Source organism: Flavobacterium pokkalii, from assembly GCF_014596575.1.
GTDB lineage: Bacteria > Bacteroidota > Bacteroidia > Flavobacteriales > Flavobacteriaceae > Flavobacterium > Flavobacterium pokkalii.
Genome location: NZ_NASZ01000023.1, coordinates 22,692 through 49,144, shown reverse-complemented (window position 1 = coordinate 49,144; position 26,453 = coordinate 22,692). Strand labels below are relative to the sequence as shown.

Annotated in this window: 30 protein-coding genes; 21 read left to right on the top strand and 9 right to left on the bottom strand. The window is 36.2% G+C overall.

Annotation, left to right across the window (positions count from 1 at the left end):
• The first annotated feature begins 186 nt into the window (after positions 1-186).
• From B6A10_RS13505 to B6A10_RS13450, 12 genes are all read left to right on the top strand, one after another.
• Entirely contained in the window at positions 187-1,275 is a 1,089-nt protein-coding gene (locus B6A10_RS13505) for an ABC transporter permease (protein WP_055092779.1), read from the top strand.
• Between the two features lie 24 nt (positions 1,276-1,299).
• A complete protein-coding gene (locus B6A10_RS13500; RefSeq protein ID WP_188221285.1) occupies positions 1,300-2,139 on the top strand; it encodes an ABC transporter ATP-binding protein in 840 nt (279 codons plus the stop codon).
• Positions 2,140-2,274: 135 nt separating this feature from the next.
• On the top strand, positions 2,275-3,096 hold the full coding sequence (locus B6A10_RS13495) for an ABC transporter ATP-binding protein (protein ID WP_188221284.1): 822 nt from the start codon (positions 2,275-2,277) through the stop codon (positions 3,094-3,096).
• A gap of 252 nt (positions 3,097-3,348) precedes the next feature.
• The gene (locus tag B6A10_RS13490) at positions 3,349-3,699 is read left to right on the top strand and encodes a hypothetical protein (protein ID WP_188221283.1); all 351 of its coding nucleotides are present in this window, start codon (positions 3,349-3,351) and stop codon (positions 3,697-3,699) included.
• A gap of 162 nt (positions 3,700-3,861) precedes the next feature.
• Positions 3,862-4,338 (top strand): hypothetical protein, encoded by a 477-nt coding sequence (locus tag B6A10_RS13485; RefSeq protein WP_188221282.1) that lies wholly within the window; start codon positions 3,862-3,864, stop codon positions 4,336-4,338.
• Positions 4,339-4,537: 199 nt separating this feature from the next.
• Positions 4,538-5,071 carry a dihydrofolate reductase family protein gene (locus B6A10_RS13480; protein ID WP_188221281.1) on the top strand — a complete coding sequence of 178 codons (534 nt, stop codon included), beginning with the start codon at positions 4,538-4,540 and terminating at the stop codon, positions 5,069-5,071.
• 221 nt (positions 5,072-5,292) lie between these two features.
• Entirely contained in the window at positions 5,293-5,448 is a 156-nt protein-coding gene (locus B6A10_RS13475) for a hypothetical protein (RefSeq protein ID WP_188221280.1), read from the top strand.
• A 3-nt stretch (positions 5,449-5,451) separates the two neighbouring features.
• Complete coding sequence (locus tag B6A10_RS13470; protein WP_188221279.1) at positions 5,452-5,988, top strand: GNAT family N-acetyltransferase; 537 nt, start codon at positions 5,452-5,454, stop codon at positions 5,986-5,988.
• A 58-nt stretch (positions 5,989-6,046) separates the two neighbouring features.
• Positions 6,047-6,898: an SGNH/GDSL hydrolase family protein gene (locus B6A10_RS13465; protein ID WP_188221278.1), complete on the top strand. Its 852-nt coding sequence runs from the start codon at positions 6,047-6,049 to the stop codon at positions 6,896-6,898.
• A 126-nt stretch (positions 6,899-7,024) separates the two neighbouring features.
• Positions 7,025-7,522 (top strand): hypothetical protein, encoded by a 498-nt coding sequence (locus tag B6A10_RS13460; protein ID WP_188221277.1) that lies wholly within the window; start codon positions 7,025-7,027, stop codon positions 7,520-7,522.
• A 44-nt stretch (positions 7,523-7,566) separates the two neighbouring features.
• Complete coding sequence (locus B6A10_RS13455; RefSeq protein WP_188221276.1) at positions 7,567-8,142, top strand: dihydrofolate reductase family protein; 576 nt, start codon at positions 7,567-7,569, stop codon at positions 8,140-8,142.
• A 58-nt stretch (positions 8,143-8,200) separates the two neighbouring features.
• Positions 8,201-8,872, top strand: a complete 672-nt coding sequence (locus B6A10_RS13450) for an SNARE-associated domain-containing protein (protein WP_238929407.1) — start codon at positions 8,201-8,203, stop codon at positions 8,870-8,872.
• 129 nt (positions 8,873-9,001) lie between these two features.
• On the opposite strand, the gene B6A10_RS13445 is transcribed toward B6A10_RS13450, so the two are convergent.
• The 9 genes from B6A10_RS13445 to B6A10_RS13405 all read right to left on the bottom strand — a co-directional run bounded on the left by B6A10_RS13445 (position 9,002) and on the right by B6A10_RS13405 (position 18,433).
• Positions 9,002-9,283, bottom strand: coding sequence for a hypothetical protein (locus B6A10_RS13445; protein ID WP_055092802.1), 282 nt, complete (start codon positions 9,281-9,283; stop codon positions 9,002-9,004).
• Between the two features lie 228 nt (positions 9,284-9,511).
• Positions 9,512-10,213 (bottom strand): sulfite exporter TauE/SafE family protein, encoded by a 702-nt coding sequence (locus tag B6A10_RS13440; protein WP_188221301.1) that lies wholly within the window; start codon positions 10,211-10,213, stop codon positions 9,512-9,514.
• A 107-nt stretch (positions 10,214-10,320) separates the two neighbouring features.
• Positions 10,321-10,773: a FixH family protein gene (locus tag B6A10_RS13435; RefSeq protein WP_188221274.1), complete on the bottom strand. Its 453-nt coding sequence runs from the start codon at positions 10,771-10,773 to the stop codon at positions 10,321-10,323.
• A 39-nt stretch (positions 10,774-10,812) separates the two neighbouring features.
• The gene (gene ccoG, locus B6A10_RS13430; RefSeq protein ID WP_188221273.1) at positions 10,813-12,246 is read right to left on the bottom strand and encodes a cytochrome c oxidase accessory protein CcoG; all 1,434 of its coding nucleotides are present in this window, start codon (positions 12,244-12,246) and stop codon (positions 10,813-10,815) included.
• Between the two features lie 110 nt (positions 12,247-12,356).
• The gene (locus tag B6A10_RS13425; protein ID WP_188221272.1) at positions 12,357-13,244 is read right to left on the bottom strand and encodes a cbb3-type cytochrome c oxidase N-terminal domain-containing protein; all 888 of its coding nucleotides are present in this window, start codon (positions 13,242-13,244) and stop codon (positions 12,357-12,359) included.
• A 21-nt stretch (positions 13,245-13,265) separates the two neighbouring features.
• Positions 13,266-13,439 carry a cytochrome c oxidase subunit IV gene (locus tag B6A10_RS13420; protein WP_026713875.1) on the bottom strand — a complete coding sequence of 58 codons (174 nt, stop codon included), beginning with the start codon at positions 13,437-13,439 and terminating at the stop codon, positions 13,266-13,268.
• Positions 13,440-13,453: 14 nt separating this feature from the next.
• On the bottom strand, positions 13,454-15,634 hold the full coding sequence (ccoN, locus tag B6A10_RS13415; protein WP_055092809.1) for a cytochrome-c oxidase, cbb3-type subunit I: 2,181 nt from the start codon (positions 15,632-15,634) through the stop codon (positions 13,454-13,456).
• 34 nt (positions 15,635-15,668) lie between these two features.
• Positions 15,669-15,884, bottom strand: a complete 216-nt coding sequence (ccoS, locus tag B6A10_RS13410; protein WP_188221271.1) for a cbb3-type cytochrome oxidase assembly protein CcoS — start codon at positions 15,882-15,884, stop codon at positions 15,669-15,671.
• 152 nt (positions 15,885-16,036) lie between these two features.
• Positions 16,037-18,433 (bottom strand): heavy metal translocating P-type ATPase, encoded by a 2,397-nt coding sequence (locus tag B6A10_RS13405; protein WP_188221270.1) that lies wholly within the window; start codon positions 18,431-18,433, stop codon positions 16,037-16,039.
• A 109-nt stretch (positions 18,434-18,542) separates the two neighbouring features.
• Between B6A10_RS13405 and B6A10_RS13400 the strand changes: the two genes are divergently transcribed.
• The 9 genes from B6A10_RS13400 (at position 18,543) to B6A10_RS13360 (ending at position 26,453) form a co-directional block, all read left to right on the top strand.
• Positions 18,543-19,220, top strand: a complete 678-nt coding sequence (locus B6A10_RS13400; protein WP_188221269.1) for a Crp/Fnr family transcriptional regulator — start codon at positions 18,543-18,545, stop codon at positions 19,218-19,220.
• 209 nt (positions 19,221-19,429) lie between these two features.
• A complete protein-coding gene (locus tag B6A10_RS13395; RefSeq protein WP_188221268.1) occupies positions 19,430-19,648 on the top strand; it encodes a PLDc N-terminal domain-containing protein in 219 nt (72 codons plus the stop codon).
• Positions 19,636-20,073, top strand: coding sequence for a hypothetical protein (locus tag B6A10_RS13390; RefSeq protein WP_188221267.1), 438 nt, complete (start codon positions 19,636-19,638; stop codon positions 20,071-20,073). Before B6A10_RS13395 ends, B6A10_RS13390 begins: the two co-directional genes overlap by 13 nt.
• A 570-nt stretch (positions 20,074-20,643) precedes the next feature.
• Positions 20,644-21,405: a DeoR/GlpR family DNA-binding transcription regulator gene (locus B6A10_RS13385; protein ID WP_055092822.1), complete on the top strand. Its 762-nt coding sequence runs from the start codon at positions 20,644-20,646 to the stop codon at positions 21,403-21,405.
• A gap of 48 nt (positions 21,406-21,453) precedes the next feature.
• Complete coding sequence (locus tag B6A10_RS13380) at positions 21,454-22,857, top strand: L-fucose/L-arabinose isomerase family protein (protein WP_188221266.1); 1,404 nt, start codon at positions 21,454-21,456, stop codon at positions 22,855-22,857.
• A gap of 11 nt (positions 22,858-22,868) precedes the next feature.
• Entirely contained in the window at positions 22,869-23,705 is an 837-nt protein-coding gene (locus B6A10_RS13375; RefSeq protein WP_055092826.1) for a transketolase, read from the top strand.
• Positions 23,705-24,664 (top strand): transketolase family protein, encoded by a 960-nt coding sequence (locus B6A10_RS13370; protein WP_188221265.1) that lies wholly within the window; start codon positions 23,705-23,707, stop codon positions 24,662-24,664. The genes B6A10_RS13375 and B6A10_RS13370 overlap by 1 nt, the downstream gene beginning before the upstream one ends.
• 251 nt (positions 24,665-24,915) lie before the next feature.
• The gene (locus tag B6A10_RS13365; protein ID WP_055092831.1) at positions 24,916-25,836 is read left to right on the top strand and encodes a D-ribose ABC transporter substrate-binding protein; all 921 of its coding nucleotides are present in this window, start codon (positions 24,916-24,918) and stop codon (positions 25,834-25,836) included.
• Positions 25,837-25,838: 2 nt separating this feature from the next.
• Complete coding sequence (locus B6A10_RS13360; RefSeq protein ID WP_188221264.1) at positions 25,839-26,453, top strand: DUF2291 domain-containing protein; 615 nt, start codon at positions 25,839-25,841, stop codon at positions 26,451-26,453.

The window sequence follows — 26,453 nt, the reverse complement described above, 5'->3', positions numbered from 1 at the left end:
ATAAAAGTTCATAATGTGGGGGCTGTTTCTAGGACAGTCTCTGCATTATTTAAAAAAACAAAACAGTTTGAGTTTTAAAAACAGTGAAACTCTATTTTATATTTCTTTTTAAAAAGTTTAAAAAGGATTTTACGAAATCATACTTTTTTAAACGCTTTTAAACCAACATTATTAAATACAAGCATTATGAAAACAATGACAATAAAAACGGTGAAATTTATAGGATTAGGTTATTTAGAACCGCTTATTCGATTGATTGCAGGTGAAGAAGTGAAAAAAAACGCAAAGGAGGCATTCAAAAAAATCATGATTCCTTTACTTTCTGTATTCTTTTTTATTCTCTTATGGCAATCATTTTCAGATTATTTAAATAATGTGGAATCCGAAATGAAAATTGAAAAAGCCTTGCAGGATCAGGGCCCGGAAGCGGCTAAAAAATTAGAAGAATGTATTGCTTCGGGAGACATTAGCTGTCGTCCAAATTCTTTACCTTCTCCTTTAATGGTAGTAGGCGCTTTAGGAAAATTATGGGATGATCACTTATTATTATCTTCCAAAAAAGCAGATTTTATTCAACAATATGCTGCTGTAAACGAAGAGCGTTTGGCCAAAGGAGAAACCGAAATCAAATACACCGGAAGACCTTCATTTGTAGATCAAATTTTCACCAGTCTAAAAACCGTTTTTGCCGGATTTTTATTGTCCATCATCATTGCAATTCCAATGGGAATTTTGTTAGGATTAAGTGAAACATTGAGAACATCTTTCAACTGGATTGTTCAAATTTTCAAACCGGTATCTCCGGTAGTTTGGTTGTTATTAGTTTCGATGATTGTAAAAACTATTTTAGCTAATGTTGATGTCGAAAAATCATTTGTAATTTCTTTTATCAGTGTGGGATTGTGTTCGATGTGGGCTACTTTGGTCAATACCAGTGCGGGAGTTTCTTCAGTAGATAAAGATTACATCAACGTGGCCAAAGTATTGCAGTTGGGAACTTACCAAAAAATCTTCAAAATTATTTTACCTTCTTCGTTCCCGATGATTTTCACCGGATTACGAATTACGCTTTCTGTAGCCTGGATGGTATTAATTGCTATTGAATTATTGGCACAAAGCCCTGGATTAGGTTCTTTTGTTTGGGAAGAATTCCAAAACGGTTCCAGCGATTCCAATTCGAAAATTATTGTAGCCATGTTTGTTATTGGATTAATCGGATTTATGCTGGATCGCATCATGATGATTTTCCAAAAATTACTAACCTTCAATAATTAATTTCCAACTTAAAAAACTACAATTATGGCTTATTTAGAACTTAAAAATGTTTGTAAATCATACGGTGAAGGAAAAAATAAAACGGAAGTCTTAAGAAACATCAATTTAAAAATTGAAGAAGGAGAATTTGTTGCCATCGTTGGATTTACGGGAAGTGGAAAAACAACCCTGATTAATTTGATTGCCGGCTTAATCGAACCCGATTCCGGACAGGTACTTTTCAAAGGAAAACCTATTCAGGGAACCAGTCACGAACGTGGAATTATTTTTCAAAATTATTCCTTACTTCCATGGTTAACGGTTTATGACAATGTGGCGATGGCGGTAAAGACCGTTTTCCCGAATTGGAAACCAAAAGAAGTCGAAGAACATGTGAATAGTTTTATTGCCAAAGTAAATCTTTCACATGCTGCTCATAAAAAACCAAAAGAACTTTCAGGAGGAATGCGTCAGCGTGTGGCGGTAGCCAGAACTTTGGCCATGAAACCGGAGTTGATTTTGATGGACGAGCCACTGGGTGCTTTGGATGCTTTGACCAGAGGAAATTTACAGGAAGAAATTTTAAACATTTGGAGTGAAGACAAGCGTACTGCACTTTTAATTACCAATGACGTTGACGAAGGTGTTTTTATGGCCGATAAGGTAATTCCGCTTCGTCCGGGACCAAAAGCCACTTTAGGCCCTGAATTTGACATTAAAATTGACCGCCCAAGAGATAAAACCGCTTTAAATCATAATGATAATTTCAAAAAATTAAGAAATTCCATTATTGAATACCTGATGGAAATAGGCGCCGAAAGAACCGCCGGACAGGAAGTTAGCGCTTACGAGTTACCGGATTTAGTTCCGCTGCAATTCAGCTAATTTTTTAAACATATAAGTCATTAAAAGCTAAAACTAATTCGACTTATATGCTCTTAAAAATCACTTTAACTTAAAGTCATAAGCCAAAAACTTATATGACTTATATGTTTTTAAAAATTTTAAAGAAAGAACATCATGACAGAAACGATAATAAATACACAAAAAGTCCCACACGATCCGGCAGGTTTTGAAAAATACATGTTGGAATTAAACAATCTGACAAAGGTCTATCCTACTCCAACCGGTGATTTTGTGGTATTAGAAAACCTGAATTTAAAAATAAAAGAAGGCGAATTTATTTCCATCATTGGACATTCAGGATGTGGAAAAACGACTTTACTCTCTATGATTGCCGGTTTAAACCCAATTTCGGGAGGACAAATCGTTCTAAACGGTTCCCCTATTACCGGTCCCGGACCAGACAGAGGAATCATTTTCCAATCACCAAGCTTATTACCTTGGATGAGTGCACTTGAAAATGTGGCTTTGGGAGTAGATAAAGTTTTTGCTTATGCGACCAAAAAACAACGCATTGATATTTGCAAATATTACCTAAGCAAAGTAGGATTGGACGGTGCTTTTGACAAAAAAGCCAAAGACCTTTCGCAGGGAATGAAACAAAGGGTGGGAATTGCCCGAGCTTTGGCACTAAAACCTCAAATTCTTTTGTTGGACGAACCTTTTGGAATGTTAGATTCCTTAACCCGAGGCGAATTGCAGGACGTACTTTTGGAAGTTTTGAACAAAGAAAAAACAACCGGAATCATGATTACGCACGATGTGGACGAATCCATTTTCCTTGCCGACCGTGTCATTATGATGACTTCAGGACCAAGAGCACAAATTGGCGACATCCTGGACATCAATTACGAAAGACCCCGAAACCGAAAAGCCATTCTCGAACATCCTACTTATTACGATAACAGAGAACACCTGATTAATTTTCTGGAACATTAATTCCATCACAATAATGCCCCGGAATCTTACTTTAATTATTTTTACTAAAAGAATCGAAGCCTCAAAACTTCGATTTTTTTATGCCTTTTCCATAAGAAATGAGTATTCTTGCACGAAATAAACAACCACAGATTGCCTTGCCTGTTCGCTATTGCTCGGGTCGCAAATTGGTTTAGTTTAAAATGCCACGAATTCACGAATTTAATTTGTGAATTCGTGGCAAGTCTTTATTTTAAAACTCTAACTATTAAAATGAACATCGAAGACTTAGTAGGCAAATTTCAAATTACAGGCAGCAATCAGGATGCCGAAAACCATACTTACAAAGGAACCCTTACTTTACGACTGGACCGCAACAAAAGAATCAAAGCCCAATGGCTCATTAATAACGAACAGCTACAAACCGGCAGCGGATTTTTCAGAGATAATATTCTGGTGATTAATTTTAAATACCTGGGCGAAGACGACAAATTTTTCAAAGGTGTGGTGGTGTATCGTTGTATTTCCAAAGATCTATTAGACGGTTTCTGGTCCGAAAAACACGGCAATCCCCTATTTTTAGGAACGGAACGTGCTTTAAGAATCAATGAAGTGTTACAGTAATTTTTATATGTAAGAAATATTTTTATTTTTGTATTGCGTAGTTAAAAATCACACACAACCTTTTAAACAAAAAAAAAAATCGTCTGTCCATCTATATATATACGAAAGTTTGTTTGGGCTATATATTAAGTTATACGAAAGTCACACAATAATGCAAAAAGTATGAAAATAAATATAATCATATTAATCCTCTTATTTCAAATAATTTCACAAAGTGAAGTTGTCGGAAAATACAAAAGATTTGGAGGTGATATCACGCTCAATTCTGACTATACTTATGAATATAATTATTATTTCGACACTTATTCAGGATGGTCAAAAGGAAATTGGAAAATGAAAAATGACACCATTTATCTATATCCAATTCTAATATATGATACATTAAGAATTCCTGGAAAAAAAGATTCATTAATATTATCGTCCACTAAAAAGCCAAATCTCATTGTCGCGAAGAATTTAAACGAAATATACTGGCCAGAATCCTCAGGCGAACAAACTGGAAATATTTTCAAGAAACTATTTTACAAGAAAGGGAAGTTATTTCAAATAGATAAGAATGGAAAATTGAAAATCAAAAAAGAAAGAAAACCTTATTACAGAGTAGAAGAGTATTACAACCCTTGGTTTGAGAAAAAATAATAACCTTCGCACAACAGCGGTAGCTGTTGGACAACCCCAATTTTGGATTGATTTTTTTTTAACGATACCGTTTCAACCTCTTTTAAAACGATTTCAAAGGGAGTTTGTATTTACACAAATTAGTTTTAACAGAAAAACAATTGTATTTTTAATCCCAACCTCTACCTACTAGCCAAACGTTAGTTATATTAAAAAAAACATGAGAAAAATATCACTTTTCATTGCTGCAAGTTTAGATGGCTACATTGCAAAGCCTAATGATGATCTTAGTTTTTTGAAACTGGTTGAAAAGGAAGGCGAAGATTATGGTTATAAAGAATTCACAGATACAATCGATACTTTGATTATTGGCAGAAAAACCTATGATTATGTGCTTAAAGAAATTGGTTCTTCTCATTATGACAATGGACAAAGAGAGGTATATGTTATAACAAGAACCTCAAGACCAAGTGTTGGCAGAACGACTTTTTACAGAGGTAAACTGACCGATTTAGTAGAACAACTAAAATCTGAAAATGGGAAAAACATATATTGTGATGGTGGTGCAGAAGTAATTAATGAACTATTAAAAAATGACTTGATTGATGAGTTTATTATCTCTGTCATTCCTGTTTTATTAGGGAATGGAACCAGATTATTTAAAGACGGGCGTCCTGAACAATTACTAGAATTTGTAAAAGCAAAAACATTTGATACGGGATTAATACAATTGCATTACAAACGAAAAAAATAAAAAAATCCCCCTCTAAAAGCAAAAATCGCTATAAAAAAACAAAAAAATGAAACACCTCATCAAATTCAGTTACTTACTCTTATTAGTAATCAGTACTAAAGAATTGGCACACAAACAATAGTTGCTCCTAAAGTAATTGTTACTGAAAATGCTTAAACAGAGTATAATATAAAATTTGTATTTTTGCAGAGAAAAGTCTATTTTAGATAAAATTTAATGTTATGGCAACAACAATTAAAATTACTCCTGTAGTAAAAGGAAAAGAATCTGAGAGATTCAATGCTGTCATATCTACCAGTAAAACAAATAAAATTTCAGAAGCTAAAAAAGCTAAAATTTTTGCCTTGGTAGGTAAAGTAATGGCAAAAAAAGCATAATCAATGGATTTATCAGATTTCGCTTTTTCTCTATTAAACGAAGATGAAATTTTAGACAGTTTTGACTGTAATGATGATGAAATAAACGAATTCCTTCTTGAAGATTCTAAAAATTTTCAAAACGAAAAAATCACAAATACTTATTTATTCAAAGAAGGCAATGAAATAGTTGCCTTCTTTTCTATATCCAATGATTGTTTAAATGATTTGGGATACGAAAATTCTATTTGGAATAAACTACATAGAAAAATTAAACTCCCAAATGAAAAAAGAATCAGACAATATCCTGCCGTAAAAATCACCAGACTGGGAATTGACAAAAAATATCAAAAGAATGGTTTATCCCATCAGCTATTAGATTTTATTAAAGGCTGGACTTTCATTGAACACAAACCTGCCTGCCGCTTGTTAATCTTAGACGCTTATAATCAACCCAAACAAATTGCAATGTATCAAAAGAATGATTTTATATTTCTTTTAGAATCTGACAAAGATGAAAAACATCGGTTTATGTATTTTGATTTAATGAGATTAGAATAACAACTTCGTAGAGCATCTATTATTTACTCTCTAAAAAAATAAAAATAAAAACAAAAAAATGAAACACCTCATCAAATTCAGTTACTTACTATTACTAACAATTAGTTGTAAAGGATTCGCACAACAAACAGCCGTTGCTCCTAAAGTAACCCTAACCGAAACCGAAAAAACACTGCAATCGCAATGGCAGGGCAAAAAGGTCGCTTTTTTGGGAGATTCCATGACCGATAAACGCCGAGTGGGAACTACTTATGTGTACTGGGAATACCTGAATGAGTTGTTAGGAATAGAGTCTTTTGTGTACGGCATCAGCGGAAATCAATGGAATCACATTTACAAACAAGCCGAAAAACTAAAAGCCGAAAAAGGAACAGATCTGGATGCCATCATCATTTTTGCCGGAACAAATGATTACATGCACGGCACTCCTATTGGTGACTTTTTTACTGAAACGACAAAACAAACCAACTTTAACGGCAAGGAAGTAAGCCGTAAATACCGCACACCTATCTTCAACGATACGACCTTTTGCGGAAGAATTAATAAGGCGATGTCTTACTTGAAAAACAATTTTCCGGAGCAGCAAATTATTATCATGACGCCTATTCACAGAGGATATGCTAAGTTTAATGACAAAAACGTGCAACCGGACGAAAACTTTTGCAACGAACAGGGTTTGTATATCGATAGTTATATAGAAATACTAAAACAGGAGGCTTCCTATTGGGCTGTTCCTTTAATCGATTTGTATTCAAGCAGTGGTTTGTTCCCTATGGCGGAATCGCATTTGCAATATTTTCATAATAAAGATACAGACAGACTGCATCCTAATGCACTGGGAGATTATCGTTTAGCCAAAACCATTCAGTACCAATTATTAGCTTTGCCTTCCGGTTTTGTACAAAAATAAAATCTAAAAAAAGTGGTTGTCCTAATAACAATCACTTTTTTTTATTCCTATTTTTGAGTAAAAGTAGAACTTAGAAAAGTTGGCTTGCAACAAAATAGCATTTCTAAGCTTTTAAGAACAATAAAAATGGGACACTATAAAGCCAATTCGATTAATTCTCACAATTTTAATCTGACCTCAGACGACCAACAAATTGGAGCTTTAGTTTACTCCAAATGGTATTCTTTCAACGCAGACATTTTACTCGCGGATGGTTCAAAATACGAACTAAAATCCAAAGATCTTTGGGATTCGAAAATTGAACTGAAAGACAGTAATCAAAATACTTTACTGGAGTTCAAAATGGGTTGGAAAGGCATCCTTATCAAATGTTTTTTTGATACAAAAGAAACAACCTATTTACTCAAACTTAAAGGTTTGTTCAGTAATAAATTCACCTTGATTGATACCGAAAAAACCGAATTACTGGTGGCTGAAACCGATTTTAAATGGAGTAAATTCAGCTATGATTATCATATCGAAACAACTCCGGTTTTTGAACAATTGGGCAACAGCAAACTATTTTTACTAACCCTGTTACATTGTGTTAATTACTACATGAACAGCATTGCAACCGGCGGTTAATATAAATTTGCTTATCTTTAAAACCAACTTTAAAAAGCAGCATCATGGGAAAAATAATTTCATTTATGCATATCTCACTCGACGGTTTTGTAGCCGGACCAAACGGAGAAATGGACTGGATTAAAATAAATGACGAAATTTTTGATTTTGTAGGCAAACGCATCAGCACCGGAAATACTGCTTTGTACGGTCGAAAAACCTATGAAATGATGGAAGGTTACTGGCCTACCGCCGCCGATAAACCCAATGCGAGCAAACACGACAAAGAACATTCCAAATGGTACAGCAAAGTGCATAAAGTGGTTTTGTCTCAAAGCTTAAAAAATGTAAAGCTGGCCAACACCACCATTATCAGCGAACACCTTTCGGAAGAAATTAATGCTGTAAAACAACAAACTCCTAACGATATTTTGCTTTTTGGCAGCCCAACCGCTACTCACGCACTGATACAGCAAAACTTAATTGACGGTTACTGGCTTTTTGTAAATCCGGTTATTCTGGGAAAAGGAATTCCGTTGTTTAAAGATGTTCAAGAAAAAACAGCGCTCCAACTCATCGGCAGCCACACTTTTGACTGTGGTGTTATAGAGCTGAATTATTTGGTAAACCAAAAAGAATAAGCACCTCCTTTTTAAAATTTTTGTTCAAGAACGTTCTCTTCGAAATTTCTAATCTTTTTTGAAATCAAAGAGCGCTAAAGTCATTTTATTTCCGCATATTAGTGCTGACCAATCTGACTTTTGTAAATTAACAACTATGTGGTGGCAATATCTACTCGTTTTTTTAGGAGCTTTTCTGTTTGATGTTGTTCCGTTTCCGTTTCCGCCTGCTTTTACCATAATGGTAACCCTAAAAATACTCTTTGACTTAAATACCTGGTGGGTTATTATTCTGGGAGTATTGGGTTCTATTGCGGGACGCTACACCCTTACTTTGTACATTCCGTTACTGGCCGACAAGATATTCAAACCTCAAAAAAACAAAGAAGTACAGTTTTTAGGCGAAAAAATAAGCGAAGAAGGCTGGAAAAGCCAAATGGTAATTCTGACTTATTCATTGATGCCCCTGCCTACTACACCATTATTTTTAGCTGCCGGAATGGCAAGGCTAAAACCCATTCAAATTATTCCGGCTTTTTTTGTTGGCAAATTTATCAGTGATACAATTGCCGTACATTTGGGCGATTTTGCCTCCGAAGGCATCGACGACATCCTAAATGAGGCGCTCTCCTGGAATTCCATTCTCAGTTTAGTACTTAGTCTATTATTCATTGCAGCCTTACTTTTCATCGATTGGTTTGCCCTGATTGAAAAAAAACAATTCAGGCTGAATTTTAGAATTTGGAAATAAATCCAAACTAAAAAATCGCAGCAACAGCAATAAAAAACGGCGCAAACTCCGTGGAGACCTGCGCCGTTTTCTATCCCAAAACATTCGGAATAAGATTTTTATTGGGCTTTTAAGATGACAGTTAAATCACTAAAACAACTTGTAGATGCGATGAATTGGGATAACCACGCCTTGTTTTAAAACAACATTTTTATCGGTTACCGCCCACACGGTGGTATTTACAATTTTTTTAGATTCGTTGTCTTCAAAGAAAATTTTAATTTTTGAATGCTCCAAATTACCTAATGACAAAGCCCGGTTAATTTCGCTTATTCGGGTTTTTACCTCGCCGTCATCATCAAGTACATCTGTAGCAGGAAATTTTAGAGAAGCAATATCTTCTTTCTCTATGATTGTGAATTCTTCTGTCATGATTGAAATTTTTAATTAATACTATGGCTATCGCAACGATAGAAAGGGTTTTACCGCTATCCTTTCAACAATAACCTACTATAAAATTAAAAACAATCTTTTGATGTAAATGCCAATATTTTATTAATTTTTCAATACAAATTAGAATTTGATGCAAATAAAAAAAACGATTCAACACTTGGTAAAACCGTCTTTTTTCATCTAAAAACTATTTAAAACTAAAATCACTCAATGACAATCAGGATTAGCCTGTACAAACAAACTCATCGTGGAAGGAGACACATAAGGAATCCCCAAACCTAATCCTCTGAGAATAAACAACAACCCGATAACCACGACCACATAAGGGATGGCTTTTTGAATTTTATTGCGGGTAGCCAAATTTAAAAACGAATTAATATAAACCACACTGCTCATTAAAGGAACGGTACCCAATCCAAACAAAATCATATACAAAACTCCTAAACCACTACTTTGCATCGCAATAGCGCCAAACAAAGCCACATAAACCATTCCGCAGGGCAAAAATCCGTTTAGCAAACCAATCGTAAAAAGAGATTGATAACTTTTCTTCTTAAACTGATTTCCTAAAACCTGTTTTAACTTAGAAATTCCTCTAAAAATTGGTTTTGAAAAATTATAATTAGCAAATGTTCTTTCGGGAATTACGATGGCTGCAATCATTAAAATTCCAATAATAACAGACAGTTTTTGCTGCATTCCCGCCATAAAAAAACCTTTACCTAACAATCCGAAAATAAAACCGATACCGGCATAAGCCGCAATCCGCCCCAAATGATAGGTAATAATCTGTGTTACTTTCTTTGCCGGATTATTTCGATCCACAGGCAGCATCATCGCTATAGGACCACACATCCCAATGCAATGAAAACTACTTAGTAATCCAAATATCAAAGCGGTGTAAAGCATCATTCTTGAAGTTAGGAGTCCCGATAGCTATCGGGAGAAGTCAGGAGTTAGAAGTTAGAAGTTTTTAAAATCTACAAAAACTCATAACTCACAACTCATAACTTTTTTTACTGAATATATATCGGTTCTTTTGTTAAGTATTTTTTTCCGGCATATTGCCATTCCATATTAATGTCCCATTGACCGCCTACCAATTTTGATTTAGGTATGAGCAAAGTTGGATTAGATAACGAAATCGGAGTGTCGAAATCTAATTTTTTGTTAGACGGTCGGTAAAGGGACACTGTTCCTGTAATTTGGTTCGGTGTAAACTCCTGCGGAAATTCAATAGTAATTCCCGCATCGGTTTTGGTTATGATTGGTTTTTGTTTCAAATCCTGAGCATTTTGAACACGCTCCATTTCTTCCTGAAAACGGGCGTCATGCTTGTAATATTCTTCCACAACCAATTCATTATCATACTTTGAATTGGATTGTACTTTTATCACAAAATATAATATAAAGCTCACAAACAACGCTATGGCTATTAGTAATCCTGTTCCCCAATTGATTCTTTTCATCGTCTTATTTTTTTTGAAGTAAACCTTTCTCTTTCTTTATCAATCAAAACTTCTCGGGCTTAAAAAACTCGTACTGGTGGTTTCTATTTTTTTATCGCCGTTATATACTTCTACTTTTAATTTCGTTTTATCGCTTTCCAGCAAATATTTATTGATTTCAATAAATAAAGTTCCGCTGCTCATCCCTTGTTTAGGTACTTTTAAAGTTTGCTTTCCTACTACTTTCAGGTTCCCTTTGATATCTTTCAATTTGAAATGAATATCATTAAAATCATCGTTGGTTTTATTGATAATTTTATAAGTAAACACATTACTGATATTTTCTCCTTTATGCTGGTACAACTGTCCCGGTAATCGCAAAATAAGTGCCTCGACATCGGTGCGTAAAAACAACAGCCCTACTAACATTCCAACCAAAATGACTAAAACAGCGGTGTAACCTTTCATTCGGGTGGTGAATTTAAACGGTGCTTTTTTCTCAATTTCATCTTCCGAAGCATAACGAATCAAACCTTTAGGCAAGCCCACGCTTTCCATAATACTGTCGCATTCGTCAATACAGGCGGTGCAATTGACACATTCTAACTGCGTTCCGTTTCGAATGTCAATTCCGGTAGGACAAACATTCACACATTGACGACAATCGATACAATCGCCTTTTCCGGTTAAAGCACGATCTTCTTTTTTATTGAATTTGGCACGTCCGGCTTCTTTTTCGCCTCGAACAAAATCATAAGCTACATTGATGGATTTATTATCTAACAAGACTCCTTGTAATCTTCCATAAGGACAAGCTATGATACAAACCTGTTCACGAAACCAAACAAAAATAAAGTAGAAGATTCCGGTAAAAATGGCCAATGATATCAGCGTTTTCAAATGATTTAACGGATTATCCTCAATCATCGCAATCAAAGTATCACTTCCTATCAAATACGCCAGAAAAATATTGGCTATCCCAAAAGAAATCAACAGGAATACCGTCCCTTTCAAGGCTTTCTTTCTGATTTTTTCGGCATTCCATTCCTGTTTTGCCAATCGCATCTGAGCACCACGGTCACCTTCTATCCAATATTCAATCCGCCTGAAAACCATTTCCAGGAAAATAGTTTGCGGACAAATCCAGCCACAGAATATACGCCCGAAAATAACCGTAAACAAAATCACAAACACTACTCCGATAATCATAAAGAGCACAAAAAGATAGAAATCCTGTGGCCAGAATGGAAATCCGAAGATGTTAAAACGACGCTCCAGAATATTGAACATCATAAACTGATTGCCATTTACTTTTATAAAAGGATTAGCAACCAGAATTAACAACAAAACATAACTCAGTGCCTTTCGGTAATTATAAAATTTTCCGGATGGTTTTTTAGGATAAACAAATTTTCTTTTTCCTTCATTGTCAATTGTTCCAATGCTGTCCCGAAAGCTTTCGTGACTAAATGTTTCGTCGGCTAATTTTGACATTTTTTTTGTGATTTTTAATCTAAAAACATTAGATTATTTTTACCATTAAGGAATTATGTATTAGAATTCCATGAGCCAAATCTTCATAATTCCCTAATGGCTTAAAATTTTTATTTTGTTGCTTCCTCAACCCAAATTTCACCGTCCGGCGCTTTTGGATCTTTAGGATTACTGCCTTTTAAAGACATAATATAGCTGGCTACTTTTTGAATTTCTTTTGGTTTCAAAGTTCCTTTCCAGGAAATCATTCCTTTACCGTCACGGCCACCGTTAGTAATGGTGTGGAAAATATTTTTGATTCCGCCACCCAAAATCCAGTTGTCATCGGTTAAGTTAGGACCAATTTGCCCTCCGGCATCAGCGCGGTGACAGGCGGCACAATTGGTTTCAAAAGTTGTTTTTCCTATTGCTAAATCGGCAGGATCCGTTAGTTGGGTAACCGTTTTTTCGTCCATTAAATCAGGTGCATTTTTCATGTACTCCGCCACTTCAATTTTGGCCTGAGCCAATTCTTTTTTCAATTCCATTTCCTGATTATCGGCTCCCAGCATTTCGTAACGCACTAAATAAATAGCGGCAAAAACAATACAGGCATAGAAAGAATACACCCACCAGGGTGGCAAATTATTATCTAATTCTTTGATTCCATCGTAATCATGATTCATCAGCAGGCTGGCTTCATTTTCGATAGGAACCGTACGGGTAAGCTTGTTCATCAGGTTTTTAAACCATGCCGATTCTTTTAATGGCAATTGTTCTTCGGCTGCTAATCGGGCTTTTTCTTCTTCCGGTAACAATTGGTACACAATATTGTCAGCCGCTTTAATCACCATTTCAATAGCAATTAACAACAACAATACCACCAATAAAATAACGTCAACCATTGGGTATTTGATAAAAGCCGCCCGGTCTCCGGAGTCAATAAAATATTCGATAGCACCAAAAATGAGGAAGAAAATCACCGGTACTCTTACATATGCTGGAATTATTTTTTTCATTTTGTTTATTTTGAAATTATACTACAAACTGTCTTTCAACGGAATCTGACTCATCTCTTTGATTTTATCTTTTTTATAGGTAAAAACCCAAAGCGCTAATCCCATGAAGAAGAAAAAGAAAATCAATAAGGATACTATTGGATAAATCGCAACTCCCGCGATGGTTTCCATGTTGTGTTTTATTTGTTCAAACATGATACTTCTTTTTACTAGTTCGTTTTCACTTTAATATCCGTTCCTAATCTTTGGATGTAAGCAATCAGGGCTACAATTTCTCTGTTTTTCATTGGAACAAATTCCTCTCCTCTCGCTGCTGCTTTCTTTTTGCTTTCGTCATAACTTTTTACAAAATCAGGATCAGCATGCAGGCTGTTTTCAATTTCCTGAGATTGAGCTTCTATGGCTTTTTGCGCATTTGCAATATCTGAGTCTGTATAAGGAACCCCTAAATTTCGCATCACTTCCATTTTTCCTTCGATATCCGAAATATCCAATGCTTTATTATCAAACAACCATTTGTATCCCGGCATAATAGAACCGGCAGATGTACTTTGAGGAGACCACATGTGGTTAAAATGCCAGTTGTCGTTGTATTTCCCTCCAACCCTTAACAAATCCGGTCCGGTACGTTTAGATCCCCAAAGGAATGGATGATCGTACACAAATTCTCCGGCTTTAGACTGAGGTCCGTAACGTTCTACCTCACTTCTAAACGGACGAACCATTTGAGAGTGACAGCTTACACAACCTTCACGGATATACAAATCACGTCCTTCTAATTCTAATGGTGTATAAGGTTTTACACTGCTAATCGTTGGAATATTCGATTTTACCATAATCGTTGGCACAATTTGAATAATACCTCCAATTAAAATCGCTACAGTAGCTAAAATGGTCAATTGAATAGGTTTTCTTTCTAACCAAGGGTGGAATTTTTCACCGGCTAATCGGGCGCTGCTTATTCTTTGTAAAGCAGGAGCTTCGGCTAATTCGTCTTCTACAACATTATTCGCTTTTACCGTTTGATAAATGTTATACACTAAAATTAGCATTCCGGTAACATACAAAGTTCCTCCCACGGCTCTCATCCAGTACATTGGAATAATTTGAGTTACGGTTTCTAAGAAGTTACCATAAGTCAGTGTTCCGTCAGGATTAAATTGTTTCCACATGGACGCCTGTAAAAATCCGGCAACATACAATGGCAGTGTATAAAGAATGATTCCTAAGGTTCCTAACCAAAAATGCACATTGGCTAATTTCAAAGAGTACAACGGTCCTTTAGTCATTCGCGGAATCAACCAATAAATGATACCAAAAGCCATAAATCCGTTCCAGGCTAAGGCTCCCACGTGTACGTGAGCAATAATCCAATCGGTAAAGTGCGCAATAGCATTTACATTTTTAAGAGACAACATTGGCCCTTCAAAAGTTGCCATTCCATAACCGGTAATTGCCACTACAAAAAATTTCAACACCGGCTCTACACGTACTTTATCCCAGGCACCACGAAGAGTTAACAATCCGTTAATCATACCTCCCCAAGACGGAGCAATCAACATTACTGAGAAAACAACTCCTAAATTCTGCGCCCAGTTAGGCAAAGCAGAATACAATAAATGGTGTGGTCCCGCCCAGATGTATAAGAAAATTAAAGACCAAAAGTGTACAATAGACAAGCGATAAGAATATACCGGTCTGTTAGCCGCTTTAGGAATATAATAATACATTAAACCTAAGAACGGAGTGGTCAGGAAGAAAGCCACCGCATTGTGTCCGTACCACCATTGTACCAAAGCATCCTGAACCCCAGCGTAAACAGAGTAACTTTTCATGGCAGAAACCGGCAAAGCCAAACTGTTAAAAATATGCAACACTGCTACCGTAACAAAAGTTGCTAAGTAAAACCAAATGGCTACATACAAATGACGCTCTCTTCTTTTTAAGATAGTTCCAATCATGTTGATACCAAAAACTACCCAAATCAGCGCTATTGCAATATCTATAGGCCATTCTAATTCGGCGTATTCTTTTGAAGTAGTGTAACCTAACGGAAGACTTATCGCGGCAGCCACAATAATCAATTGCCAGCCCCAGAAGTTAAGATTACTCAAAAAGTCGCTGTACATTCTGGCTTTTAACAAACGTTGCAAAGAATAATATACTCCCGCAAACATCGCATTCCCAACAAAGGCAAAAATTACAGCATTGGTATGCAAAGGTCTTAAACGACCAAAACTCAACCAGGAAAAACCATCAGTCAGGTTTGGGAATAAAAATAAGATAGCTAATAAAAGTCCGACCGTCATCCCGACTACTCCAAAAACAATGGTAGCGTAAATGAACTTTTTAACAATTTTGTTGTCGTAATAAAACTGTTGCATTTCCATATATTAAAATTAAAATGATTTAAAAATTATTGCTTTACTCTTTTTCAGAATTCGTTGTTGTATTCTGATTAACGGACTTTGCCTTGTGATTTCTGCTTTGCGTCCTGGCTGTTTCGTCGTCAAAAAGCATCCTGACCGATGGCGTATAATCGTCATCATACTGACCGCTTTTAACTGCCATAAAAAAGGCAATTAAAAACGCTATAGCCACGAAAATGCTAATGGTGATTAATAAATAAATGACACTCATACCTTAAATTTGTGTTAACAAAATTACTTTAGACATTTTAGAGAAAATATGACATTTATCATACAAACTATTTTTATTTTACCGCAATCCCGATAGCTATCGGGACACAAAGATTATTCGCAAAGATTCGCCAAGTTTTTCCAACTCATAACTCATAACTCATAACCCCTAACTTCTAACTTCTTAGCATAATAATTACTCATTAAAGTCACAAAACTCACAATAGTAATCGTACTCAGAGGCATCAAAATCGCGGCTATTAAAGGATCCAAATGGCCTGTTATTGCAAAGCTCAACCCTACCACATTATACAACAGAGACAAACCAAAACTCATCTTGATTACTTTCATGGCTTTTTTAGAAAGTTTTAAGAAATAATGCAATTTTTGAAACTGTCCCGCTTCCAGAATAGCATCGCAGGCGGGAGAAAAAACATTCACATTTTCAGAAATCGAAACGCCCACATCACTTTGTGCCAATGCTCCGGCATCATTCAGTCCGTCACCAACCATCATTACATTTTTGCCCGAATCCTGTAATTGTTTGATAAATTCCAGTTTTTGTTCCGGTTTTTGATTGAAAACCAATTCGGTTCCCGCTGGTAAAAGCTTTTTCAAAGCTGTTTTTCCACCTTCATTATCGCCTGATAAAACTTTGATTTGGTATTCTTTATGCAAACTTTTAAACAAAAGCTCTAATCCGTCCCGATATTGATTTTTAAAAATATATTTCCCAAAATAAACGCCGTCAATTTGGATATGTACCGAAGTTTGTAAACTCTGCTGTTCTTCCGGCATTCCGGCAAAAGCAGCCGAACCAATTTTTACCAAACTCCCCACTACCCGCGCCTGAATTCCTTTTCCGGTAATTTCTTCAAATTCGCTAATGGTTATTTTGCCCGCTTCCGGCAACATATCATACAACATCCTGCTCAACGGATGATTAGAACCCCGCAACACTGATTTGATTCGAACCAAATTAGCTTCCGTAAAAGGCTTCCCTTCATAAAAAATATTTGATGCTGCATTAGAAGTAATGGTTCCGGTTTTATCAAAAACCAGCGTATCCACTTTGGCTAATTGTTCAATAACCAATGCGTTTTTGAGATAGAATTTTTGCTTGCCTACAATTCGCAGAATATTCCCTAAAGTAAACGGAGCCGTTAAGGCCAATGCACAAGGACAGGCCACAATTAAAATCGCGGTAAAAACATTGAAAGCTTTATTGATATCAATAAAAATCCAATAACCAAAAGCCGCGAAAGCAATCAGCAGCAAAACCACCGTAAAATAACGACTGATGGCATCGGTAATACTTTTGTGTTTTTGTGTTACTTTTTTCTGAAAAACATCATTGCTCCACAATTGGGTTAAATAACTTTGGGAAACCGAAAACAGCACTTCCATTTCAATTACCTTACCCAGTTGTTTTCCTCCGGCAAAAATTTTATCTCCGGATTTTTTGTTTATCGGAATAGCTTCTCCGGTAACAAAACTGTAATCGATAGCGGTATTATCACTTATTAAAATTCCATCCACCGGAATCAATTCCTGATTTCGAATCAATAATCGATCGCCTTTTTGAATATCATAAACCGGAACGCTTTCTTCAGAACTGTCGGCATTAATCCGGGTAACGGCAACCGGAAAATAGGATTTAAAATCCCTTTCAAAACTTAAAAAACTATAAGTTTTAATTTGGAACATTTTTCCTAAAAGCATAAAGAAAATTAAACCGGTCAAACTGTCAAAAAAACCAGAACCGTAATCAAAAATGATATCAACTACACTTCGGATAAACATCACGATAATCCCTAAAGCAATGGGCACATCGATGTTTAACATTTTAGACCGGATACTTTTGTAAGCCGAAACATAATAACCGCTTCCGGAGTACAAAAAAGAAGGCAGCGACAGAGCAAAAATCAGCCAGCGGAAAAACGGTTTGTAATTGTCCAGCCAAAATTCTTTTACCTCAAAATATTCGGGAAACGAAAGCAACATGATATTTCCAAAACAAAAGAAAGCCACGCCTAATTTATAGGTCAGACTTCTGTCGGTTTTGGTTTGAGGTGTTTCGTAATTCTTTAAACTAATATAAGGTTCGTAACCAATAGATCCGAGCAAATACACAATAGTACTTAGCGAAACTTCGGCGGGATTATAAATAATACGTACTTTTTTCTCCGGAAAATTAACCTGAGAACTGCTTATTCCTTTTTGAAGACGCTGTAAATTTTCCAGAATCCAAATACAAGAGCTGCAATGTATATGAGGAATGCTAAGTGAAACAATAGCGGTTGTAGCCTCTTGAAATTCCAATAATTTCGAAACGATGTTTTCATTTTCTAAGAAATCATATTTTCCTTTTATGTCCTGCGGACTTGCTCCTGGTGATTTTTCAAAATCGTAATAACAACTCAAATCGTTCAGACTAAAAATTTCGTAAACCGTTTTACAACCGGCACAACAAAATGTCTTTTGGTCAAACAATATTTCAGCTTCTTTTACAATATCTAAACCACAATGGAAACAGTTTTGTGTATCCATAACTTTGCTCATTTTACCTAATGCAAAATTCTTAAAGGAATAACACTTAAAATATGATATATGTCATATAAATACTTAATTTTGTAAATAATCAAATCATTCATTCAAAATGAGCAAATGTGAACAATGTATCGTTAGAGAATTCAGCTCTCTGAAAGCACTAAACAAAGAGGAATTAGTCAAACTTGCCGAATGCAAGACTTCCCGTTTAGTAAAAAAAGGAGAAGTGATCTTTGAAGAAGGCGAAAATGTCAATGGCATTTTTTGCGTAAAAGACGGCGTTTGCAAATTGACTAAATTGAGTCAGAATGGGAAAGATCATATTGTAAAACTGGTGACCAAAGGAGAACTTTTAGGGCAACGTTCGATGATAAGTGAAGAACCCGTGAATTTAAGTGCCGTTGCTCTCGAAGACATGCAGGTTTGTTTTATTCCGAAAAGTGAAATCATGGGCTTTTTTGACAAAAACAACCAGTTTTCTATGAATGTGATGCGTACCATTTGCGGTGACCTGAAAGAAGCCGACAGCCAAATGGTAAACATGGCTCAAAAAACCGTAAAAGAACGTCTGGCTGAAACCCTGCTCTACCTTCAGGATACTTTTGGCAAAAACGAAGACGATTCCTTAAAAATCCAACTTAGCCGCGACGAACTCGCCAGCATGATTGGTACCGCTACCGAAAGCTGCATCCGCCTATTATCTGATTTTAACAAATTAGGCTTAATTGAATTAAAAGGAAAAAAAATCATCCTGAAAGACATTCCTAAGCTGAAAAAGATGAGTTAAGTTTTTTTTCTTGACTCTTTACCGCAAATTACTACTCTCTTATCTTTTGTAATAAAAATAGTATTTCTATTTTTGTTGGGATATGTGCTATATTAAAGTAGCAAAATCCTGATTAGGATTGATTGTTACTCCCACTTGGCACTCGTTTGCAAGGAGTGCTAGTGAAAATTGACTAAAAATTTTAATAAGTATACAGAAAAAATAAAAATATGGATAAGGTAATTAATGATTTCTCAATTGGGCTAATGTTTTGGCAAATAATAATCTTTTTATCTCTTGGACTTTGGATTTATTGTTTAATCGATATTTTAAAAAATAAGTTTCTCCATAATGACAAACTTATATGGATTTTAGTGGTTCTTTTGGTTCCATTTATAGGTTCTTTATTATACTTATTCATTGGCAAAAGAAGAAAATGCGAACAATAGTTTTAATAGCAATCTTTTTAAATTTCTATTCTTTTTCCGCATTTGGAACAAACAATATAAACACTGCTTTGGACACTATCCGAAATAAAAAAGAATGTTTTATCAAAGAACTCACTTTAAAAACCGAAAGAATTGAGAAGCCACGAAAATTCATTTTTTGGAAATTAGCTCACAAAAAAGTAAATACTATCGACCGAATAATTGATACTAAAGGAAAAGTGATTTTAAAGAAATCTTCCATTCAGATTTGTTCAAGTGATGCTTGCGGTGATCGTAAATTTCGTAGAATAAAAATAGTCGGTAACGAAATTTGGATTTTCAAATACAATAGAAATCCTGAAAAAGGAATAATAAAGCATTACAACTTTTGTAAAAGATATTTAGTCCAAAAAATTTGGGATGATGAAAATTTCAATGATTATTAATAAAAACTAAAGAATCACTACCATCTGGCGCTCGTTTGCAACGAGTGCCTACTTACATAAATAGATAAATCATAGCGTTTGCAACGGGGTTTACTAAACATAAATCCTTACCGGTTTTCATAAAAAAATTGAAATTACTGGATAAGATTGCTTCCTTCGTCAGTATGACATATTAAGTGGTCTAAGTCATTGCGAGCGATAGCGTGGCAATCTCACTAAACTAAAGCTATGAAAACCCAATCACGCCGATATACACACAAACGTTAATGCAGTCGCGAAGCTTCGAGATACAATCCGTACCCTTAACAATAAGAAAAATTCGAATTTCCTTCTTGAGATGCTTCCTTCGTCAGCATGACAAGTTTGCGGCGAATACTAAACAAAACCTGAAAGCTTTGCAATCTTGTAGACAATAAAAAACCTCAATAAAAACCCTTATTTTTTTCGAATAACAAAATAGCTTCTTAAATTTTAATTCGTTCTATCAAAAATTAACTTTTATTTTCTTTTTCTTTCGTTTATTTTCTTTTATATTTGTTTTCACACTAACACAAAAAGAAAAAACAATTTATGTTACCCAATCAACGAAGAGAGAAAATTCTCGATTTATTAAAAGAAGACGGTTTTGCTAAAGTTATTGATTTAGCCCGTCTGTTTAAAGTTACCGAAGTAACTATTCGTCAGGATCTTGAAAAATTAGAAAGTGAGGGGCTAATTTTAAAAGAACACGGAGGAGCAAGTATCAAAAACGTTGAAGATCAAGTAAGAAGCTTTTCGCTTCAGCGTCAGGAAAATTTAGAACAAAAATCGGCAATCGCCCAGAAATGCCTGGAATTTATTGAAAACGGAGACACCATCATTCTGGATTCCGGTTCGACAACCACTGAAATTGCCAAAAAACTTAAAGGGAACAAGCAATTAACAGTAATTACCAATGCGTTAAACATTGCTTTGCTGTTAGGAACCGACCCTGACATTGAAGTAATTATGACCGGAGGCGAATTTAAACCGCCTACATTATCCTTAACCGGACAAAAAGCCGCTGACTTTTTCAAAGGACTCAATGTGCAAAAATTATTTTTGGCCACAGCCGGAATTTCCTTAAAATCAGGACTTACCTATCCTAGTATTAGCGATTTAGTAGTTAAAAAAGCCATGATTGAAGCAGCCGAAGTCACTTATTTGGTAGCCGACAGTACTAAAATTGGTAAAAGTGCTTTAGCCAGTCTGGGTGCCTTATCCCTAATTGATTACATCATTACCGATGGAGACATCGAAGAAAAACACAAAGAAGTATTCAGAGACAATGAAATAGAAGTCATTGTTTCCTGATTGAAATAAAAACAAAAAATTAAAAAATAAAACTAAAGAATTCATAAAATGGCAACATCAACATTAGGAGTAATTATAGGAAACAGAGATTTTTTTCCGGACAGTTTAGTCGAAAAAGCGAGAATTGAAATCATTGAAGTGTTTGAAAAATTAAACATCAAACCTATTTTATTAGACAGTAACGCTACCAAACTGGGCGGTGTAGAAACCTATAAAGAAGCACAAAAATGCGCGGATTTATTCAAAAAACACCAGGAAGAAATTATGGGAGTACTGGTATTGCTTCCTAATTTCGGAGACGAAAAAGGTGTTGCCGACACTTTGAAATTAGCCAATTTAAACGTTCCGGTTTTAATTCAGGCCTATCCGGATGAATTGACAAAAATGAATGTGGTTAACCGTCGTGATTCCTGGTGTGGGAAAATTTCGGTTTGCAACAACTTATACCAATACGGCATTAAATATTCGTTGACTTCTCAGCATGTCATGAGTCCGTCTGACCCAATTTTCCAAAAAGACTTATTGGATTTCACAGCTGTTTGTCGTGTGGTAAAAGGGATGCGTAATGTTCGTATCGGTGCAATCGGAGCCAGACCGGGAGCTTTTAACACCGTTCGTTATTCTGAAAAAATATTACAAAGACACGGTATCAGCGTAACCACTTTCGACTTATCAGAAATCTTAGGGAAAGCCAATAAATTAACCGCTGAGGATACTAAAGTTAAAGCACATTTAGAATCTATCAATGCCTACGTTGCTCAGGGCAAAACTCCAAACGAGGCGATGGTTCAAATTGCCAAACTGGATGTAGTTTTAAAAGAATACATGGAAGAATATGCTCTGGATGCCACTGCTATCCAATGTTGGACTTCTTTACAGCAAAATTATGGTTGTAACGTGTGTACCAGCATGAGTATCATGAGCGAAAACATGTTGCCAAGTGCCTGTGAAGTGGACGTAACCGGAACTTTGAGTATGTATGCGATGCAATTGGCTTCGGGTTCTCCGAGTGCCTTGGTGGACTGGAACAACAACTACGCCGACGATCCTGAAAAATGTGTGCTCTTCCACTGTGGAAACTGGGCTAAATCCTTCTTGCCGGATATTCAATTGAGTAATGCACCCATTTTAGGAACTTCTGTTGGGGTTGAAAATACATATGGCGCTTTGGACGGAAGAACGCCAGCCATGCCATTAACTTATGGCCGTATCAGTACCGATGACCCAAAAGGAATTATCAAAGTGTACATTGGCGAAGGCGAATTGACAAACGACGAACTCAATACTTTTGGTAACCGAGCCGTAGCTCAAATACCGGATTTACAGGGATTAATGCAATACGTTTGCAAAAATGGTTTCGAACATCATGTCGTTATGAATGCTTCCAAAACAGCAGCCATTCTGGAAGAAGCCCTTGGAAATTACATGGGGTGGGAAGTTTACAAACACTAAAAACAATCAACATGCATATAGCGGAATTACAACGAAAATCCCTTGAGAACAGAAAAAAAGTACTCAAATACATCTATCATGCGAAGGCAGGTCATACAGGAGGAAGTTTGTCTATTTTAGATATTCTGAATGTATTGTACAACGATGTGATGAATGTTTCTCCGGAAAATTTTCACTCGAACGACAGAGACCGATTCATACAAAGTAAAGGTCATAGCGTCGAAGCTTTGTATGTGGTTTTGGCCGACAAAGGATTCTTTCCGGAGGAAGATTTATTGACGCTGTGCCAATACAACTCTCCTTACATTGGACACCCAACCAAATCCATCCCGGGAATTGAACAAAACACCGGCGGATTAGGACATGGTTTGCCTATTTGTGCCGGAACAGCATTAGCTGCCAAAAAAGACAATTCTCCGGTAAAAGTTTTCACCATTTTAGGGGATGGCGAAATGGCAGAAGGTTCGAATTGGGAAGCGATGATGTTTGCAGCTCATTACAATCTGGATAATTTATGCGCTATTTTGGATTACAACAAATTGCAAATTACCGCTGCTAATGAAGACGTATTAGGTTTAGAACCTATCGATAAAAAACTGGAATCCTTTGGCTGGGCCGTAAAACATGTGGACGGACATAATATTGAAAAACTTTCTCAAACCCTGAAAGGACTGCCATTGGAAAAAGGAAAACCAAGTTTTATCATAGCTCATACCACCAAAGGAAAAGGAATCAGCTATATGGAAAATGTCCTGAAATGGCACCATGGAGTTCCTTCGGAAGAGCAATACCAACTGGCTATGGAGGAATTAGACAAGCAATTACAAGAACTTGAAACTAAGGAATAATGGAAGAAACAAAAGCAACTGCAACAGCTAATTTAGAAGTTTTTTCAGAAGTACTTCAAAATTTAGCTGCCAGCGATAAAGATATAATGGTCGTAACAAGCGATTCTCGTGGCTCGGGAAAACTGGTGCCTTTTGGACAAAAATATCCGGAACAAATTGTAGAAGTGGGTATTGCCGAGCAAAATCTGGTAGGTGTTGCCACCGGATTAGCCAGCATGGGCAAAAAGGCCTTTGCGGTCTCCCCTGCCTGTTTCCTGACCGCCAGAGCTTTGGAACAAATTAAAAACGACGTCGCTTATTCGGACAATCCGGTAAAATTAATCGGAATCAGTGCCGGAGTAAGCTACGGAGCCTTGGGAACTACCCACCACAGTTTGCACGATTATGCGGTTTTGAGAGCTATAAATAACATCACTGTTGTGGCTCCTGCCGATAATTTTGAAACCGCCGAAGCCATTAAAGCAGCAGCCGAAATGAAAAGTCCGGTTTACCTGCGTTTTGGTAAAAAAAATATGCCGGTAAACCTGAATGCAAACGCAACAGATTTCAAAATCGGCAAAGGTCGTGTTATTCAGGAAGGAACTAATTTAACTTTTGTGGCTACCGGAGAAGCCGTTTTACCTTGTGTAGAAGCCGCTAAATTACTGGAAAAAGATTACAATATTTCCTGTAAAATTGTAAGTATTCACACAATCAAACCATTGGACAACGAACTTTTATTAGCCTCAGCTGCTAATAGCAAACCAATCATTACCGTTGAAGAACATTCTATTTACGGCGGTTTAGGCGAAGCAGTAGCTTCTTTATTGTTCCAGAATGGTTTTAGGAATAAATTTAAAATCGTAGGCTTACCGGACGACCACACCGTTTCAGGTTCGCAAATTGAAATATTCAACCATTATGGTATCTCGGCTGAAGGATTAAAAAACACAGCTTTAAACATAATAAAATGTGATTAAAATTTAGTAAAAACGTCAGTTCGAGTGTTTTTTGTGTAGTGCAACGGAACAAAAAATCCCGATAGCTATCGGGACGAGAACCGTTTTTAATGACATTTTTCTTGTTCTCGATAAAATTTTCTTCCTTACGCTCTGCTTCGGGAGAAAATCGCTCAAACTGACGAAAAATGATTATAAAAAACAAATTGCTATTAAAGTATAAACCAATATCAACCAACCAAGACCATTGAAAAACCAATAAAAAGTTAGCTATGAAAATAAAACAGCTTTCTCTGCTCCTCCTGACTTTGATTTTAGTGTTTGGCTGTTCTTCAAAAGACAAAAACGAAAAACCTAAAATAGCAGTTGTAGTATCTACTCTCAACAATCCCTGGTTTGTAATGCTGGCCGAATCGGCAGCAAAAAATGCTGAAAAATTAGGCTATGAAGCCAAAATATTTGATTCACAAAACAATCCGGCGGTAGAATCAGACAATTTTGAAAATTTGATTTCCTCAGGTTACGATGCCATTTTATTGAACCCAACCGATTCGGACGGTTCCATTTCGAATGTTCTGAAAGCCAAAACGGCCGGAATTCCGGTTTTTTGTATGGATCGTGAAATCAATGCCGATGATGCGGCTACCAGCCAAATTCTTTCGGACAATTACTCGGGCTGTGTTTCCATCGGAATTGAGTTTGTGAAAGAATTGAAAGAAAAAGGAAATTATGTCGAAATCCTGGGCTTAGTGGGCGACAACAACACCTGGGCACGTTCGGGCGGATTTCATTCGGTAGTGGATAAATTCCCAAATCTGAAAATGGTAGCACAACAAAGCGGGAATTTCGACCGCAACAAAGCGATGGAAGTTTTAGAAACCATCATGCAGGCTAATCCGGACATTGATGCTGTTTTTTGTGGCAACGATGCTATGGCTATGGGGGCTTTCCAGGCCTTACAAGCAGCCGGAAAAGCGTATAAAGTTAAAATTTTCGGTTTTGATGGAGCCAGCGATGTGATTGAAAAAATCCGTGAAAAGAAAATTGTAGCTACCGGCATGCAATTCCCAAAAGTAATGGCCGAAACAGCAGCGCAATATGCCGATGAATACTTTAAAGGAAGACGTGTTTTCCCGCAAAGAGTTCCGGTTGAAGTTGAGTTAGTCAATGCGTCAAACATTAAAGACTATTAAGCATGAAAAAAAAGTATGTAATTCTTTTAGTTCTTTTACTGCTGGCAGTTTTGGGCTATAATTCGGTTTATTTCAAAAAATTAAGCGATGTTAAAAACGCTAACAAAGAAAATTTTGATTTCAAGGCTTATGCCGATTCCATTTATTACAAAGGCATTTTAAAAAGCAAAAAAAATATTGCCCTGACGGATTTAATAGCCATGATACAAAGCAATCCGGAAACAGCCTTTAAAAAATACGGAAACCGCTTGGGAATAGGAAATTCGGCTTATTTTATGATTCAGAGCACCGGAAAAATCATCGACATCAAAGACGGATTGTACACCATTGCCGATGCAAAAAACGGCGTGATTTATATTGATACCAAATACATTTTTGGAAATGCTATTCGCGATGCCTCCGGTTTGGTAAAACTAACCGATTTTAAAACCAATGCGCAGTTTAACAAAGTTTCCGAATCCTTAAATGATATCATCCGAAACGAAGTCATCCCGAATGCAATCAAAAAAGTAGGCATTGGCGACAGTGTTTCCTTTTCGGGAGCCATCAAACTGAGCAAAAAACAAAGTTTATTTAAAGACATTACCGTAATTCCATCTCAAATAAAACGTCAGTAA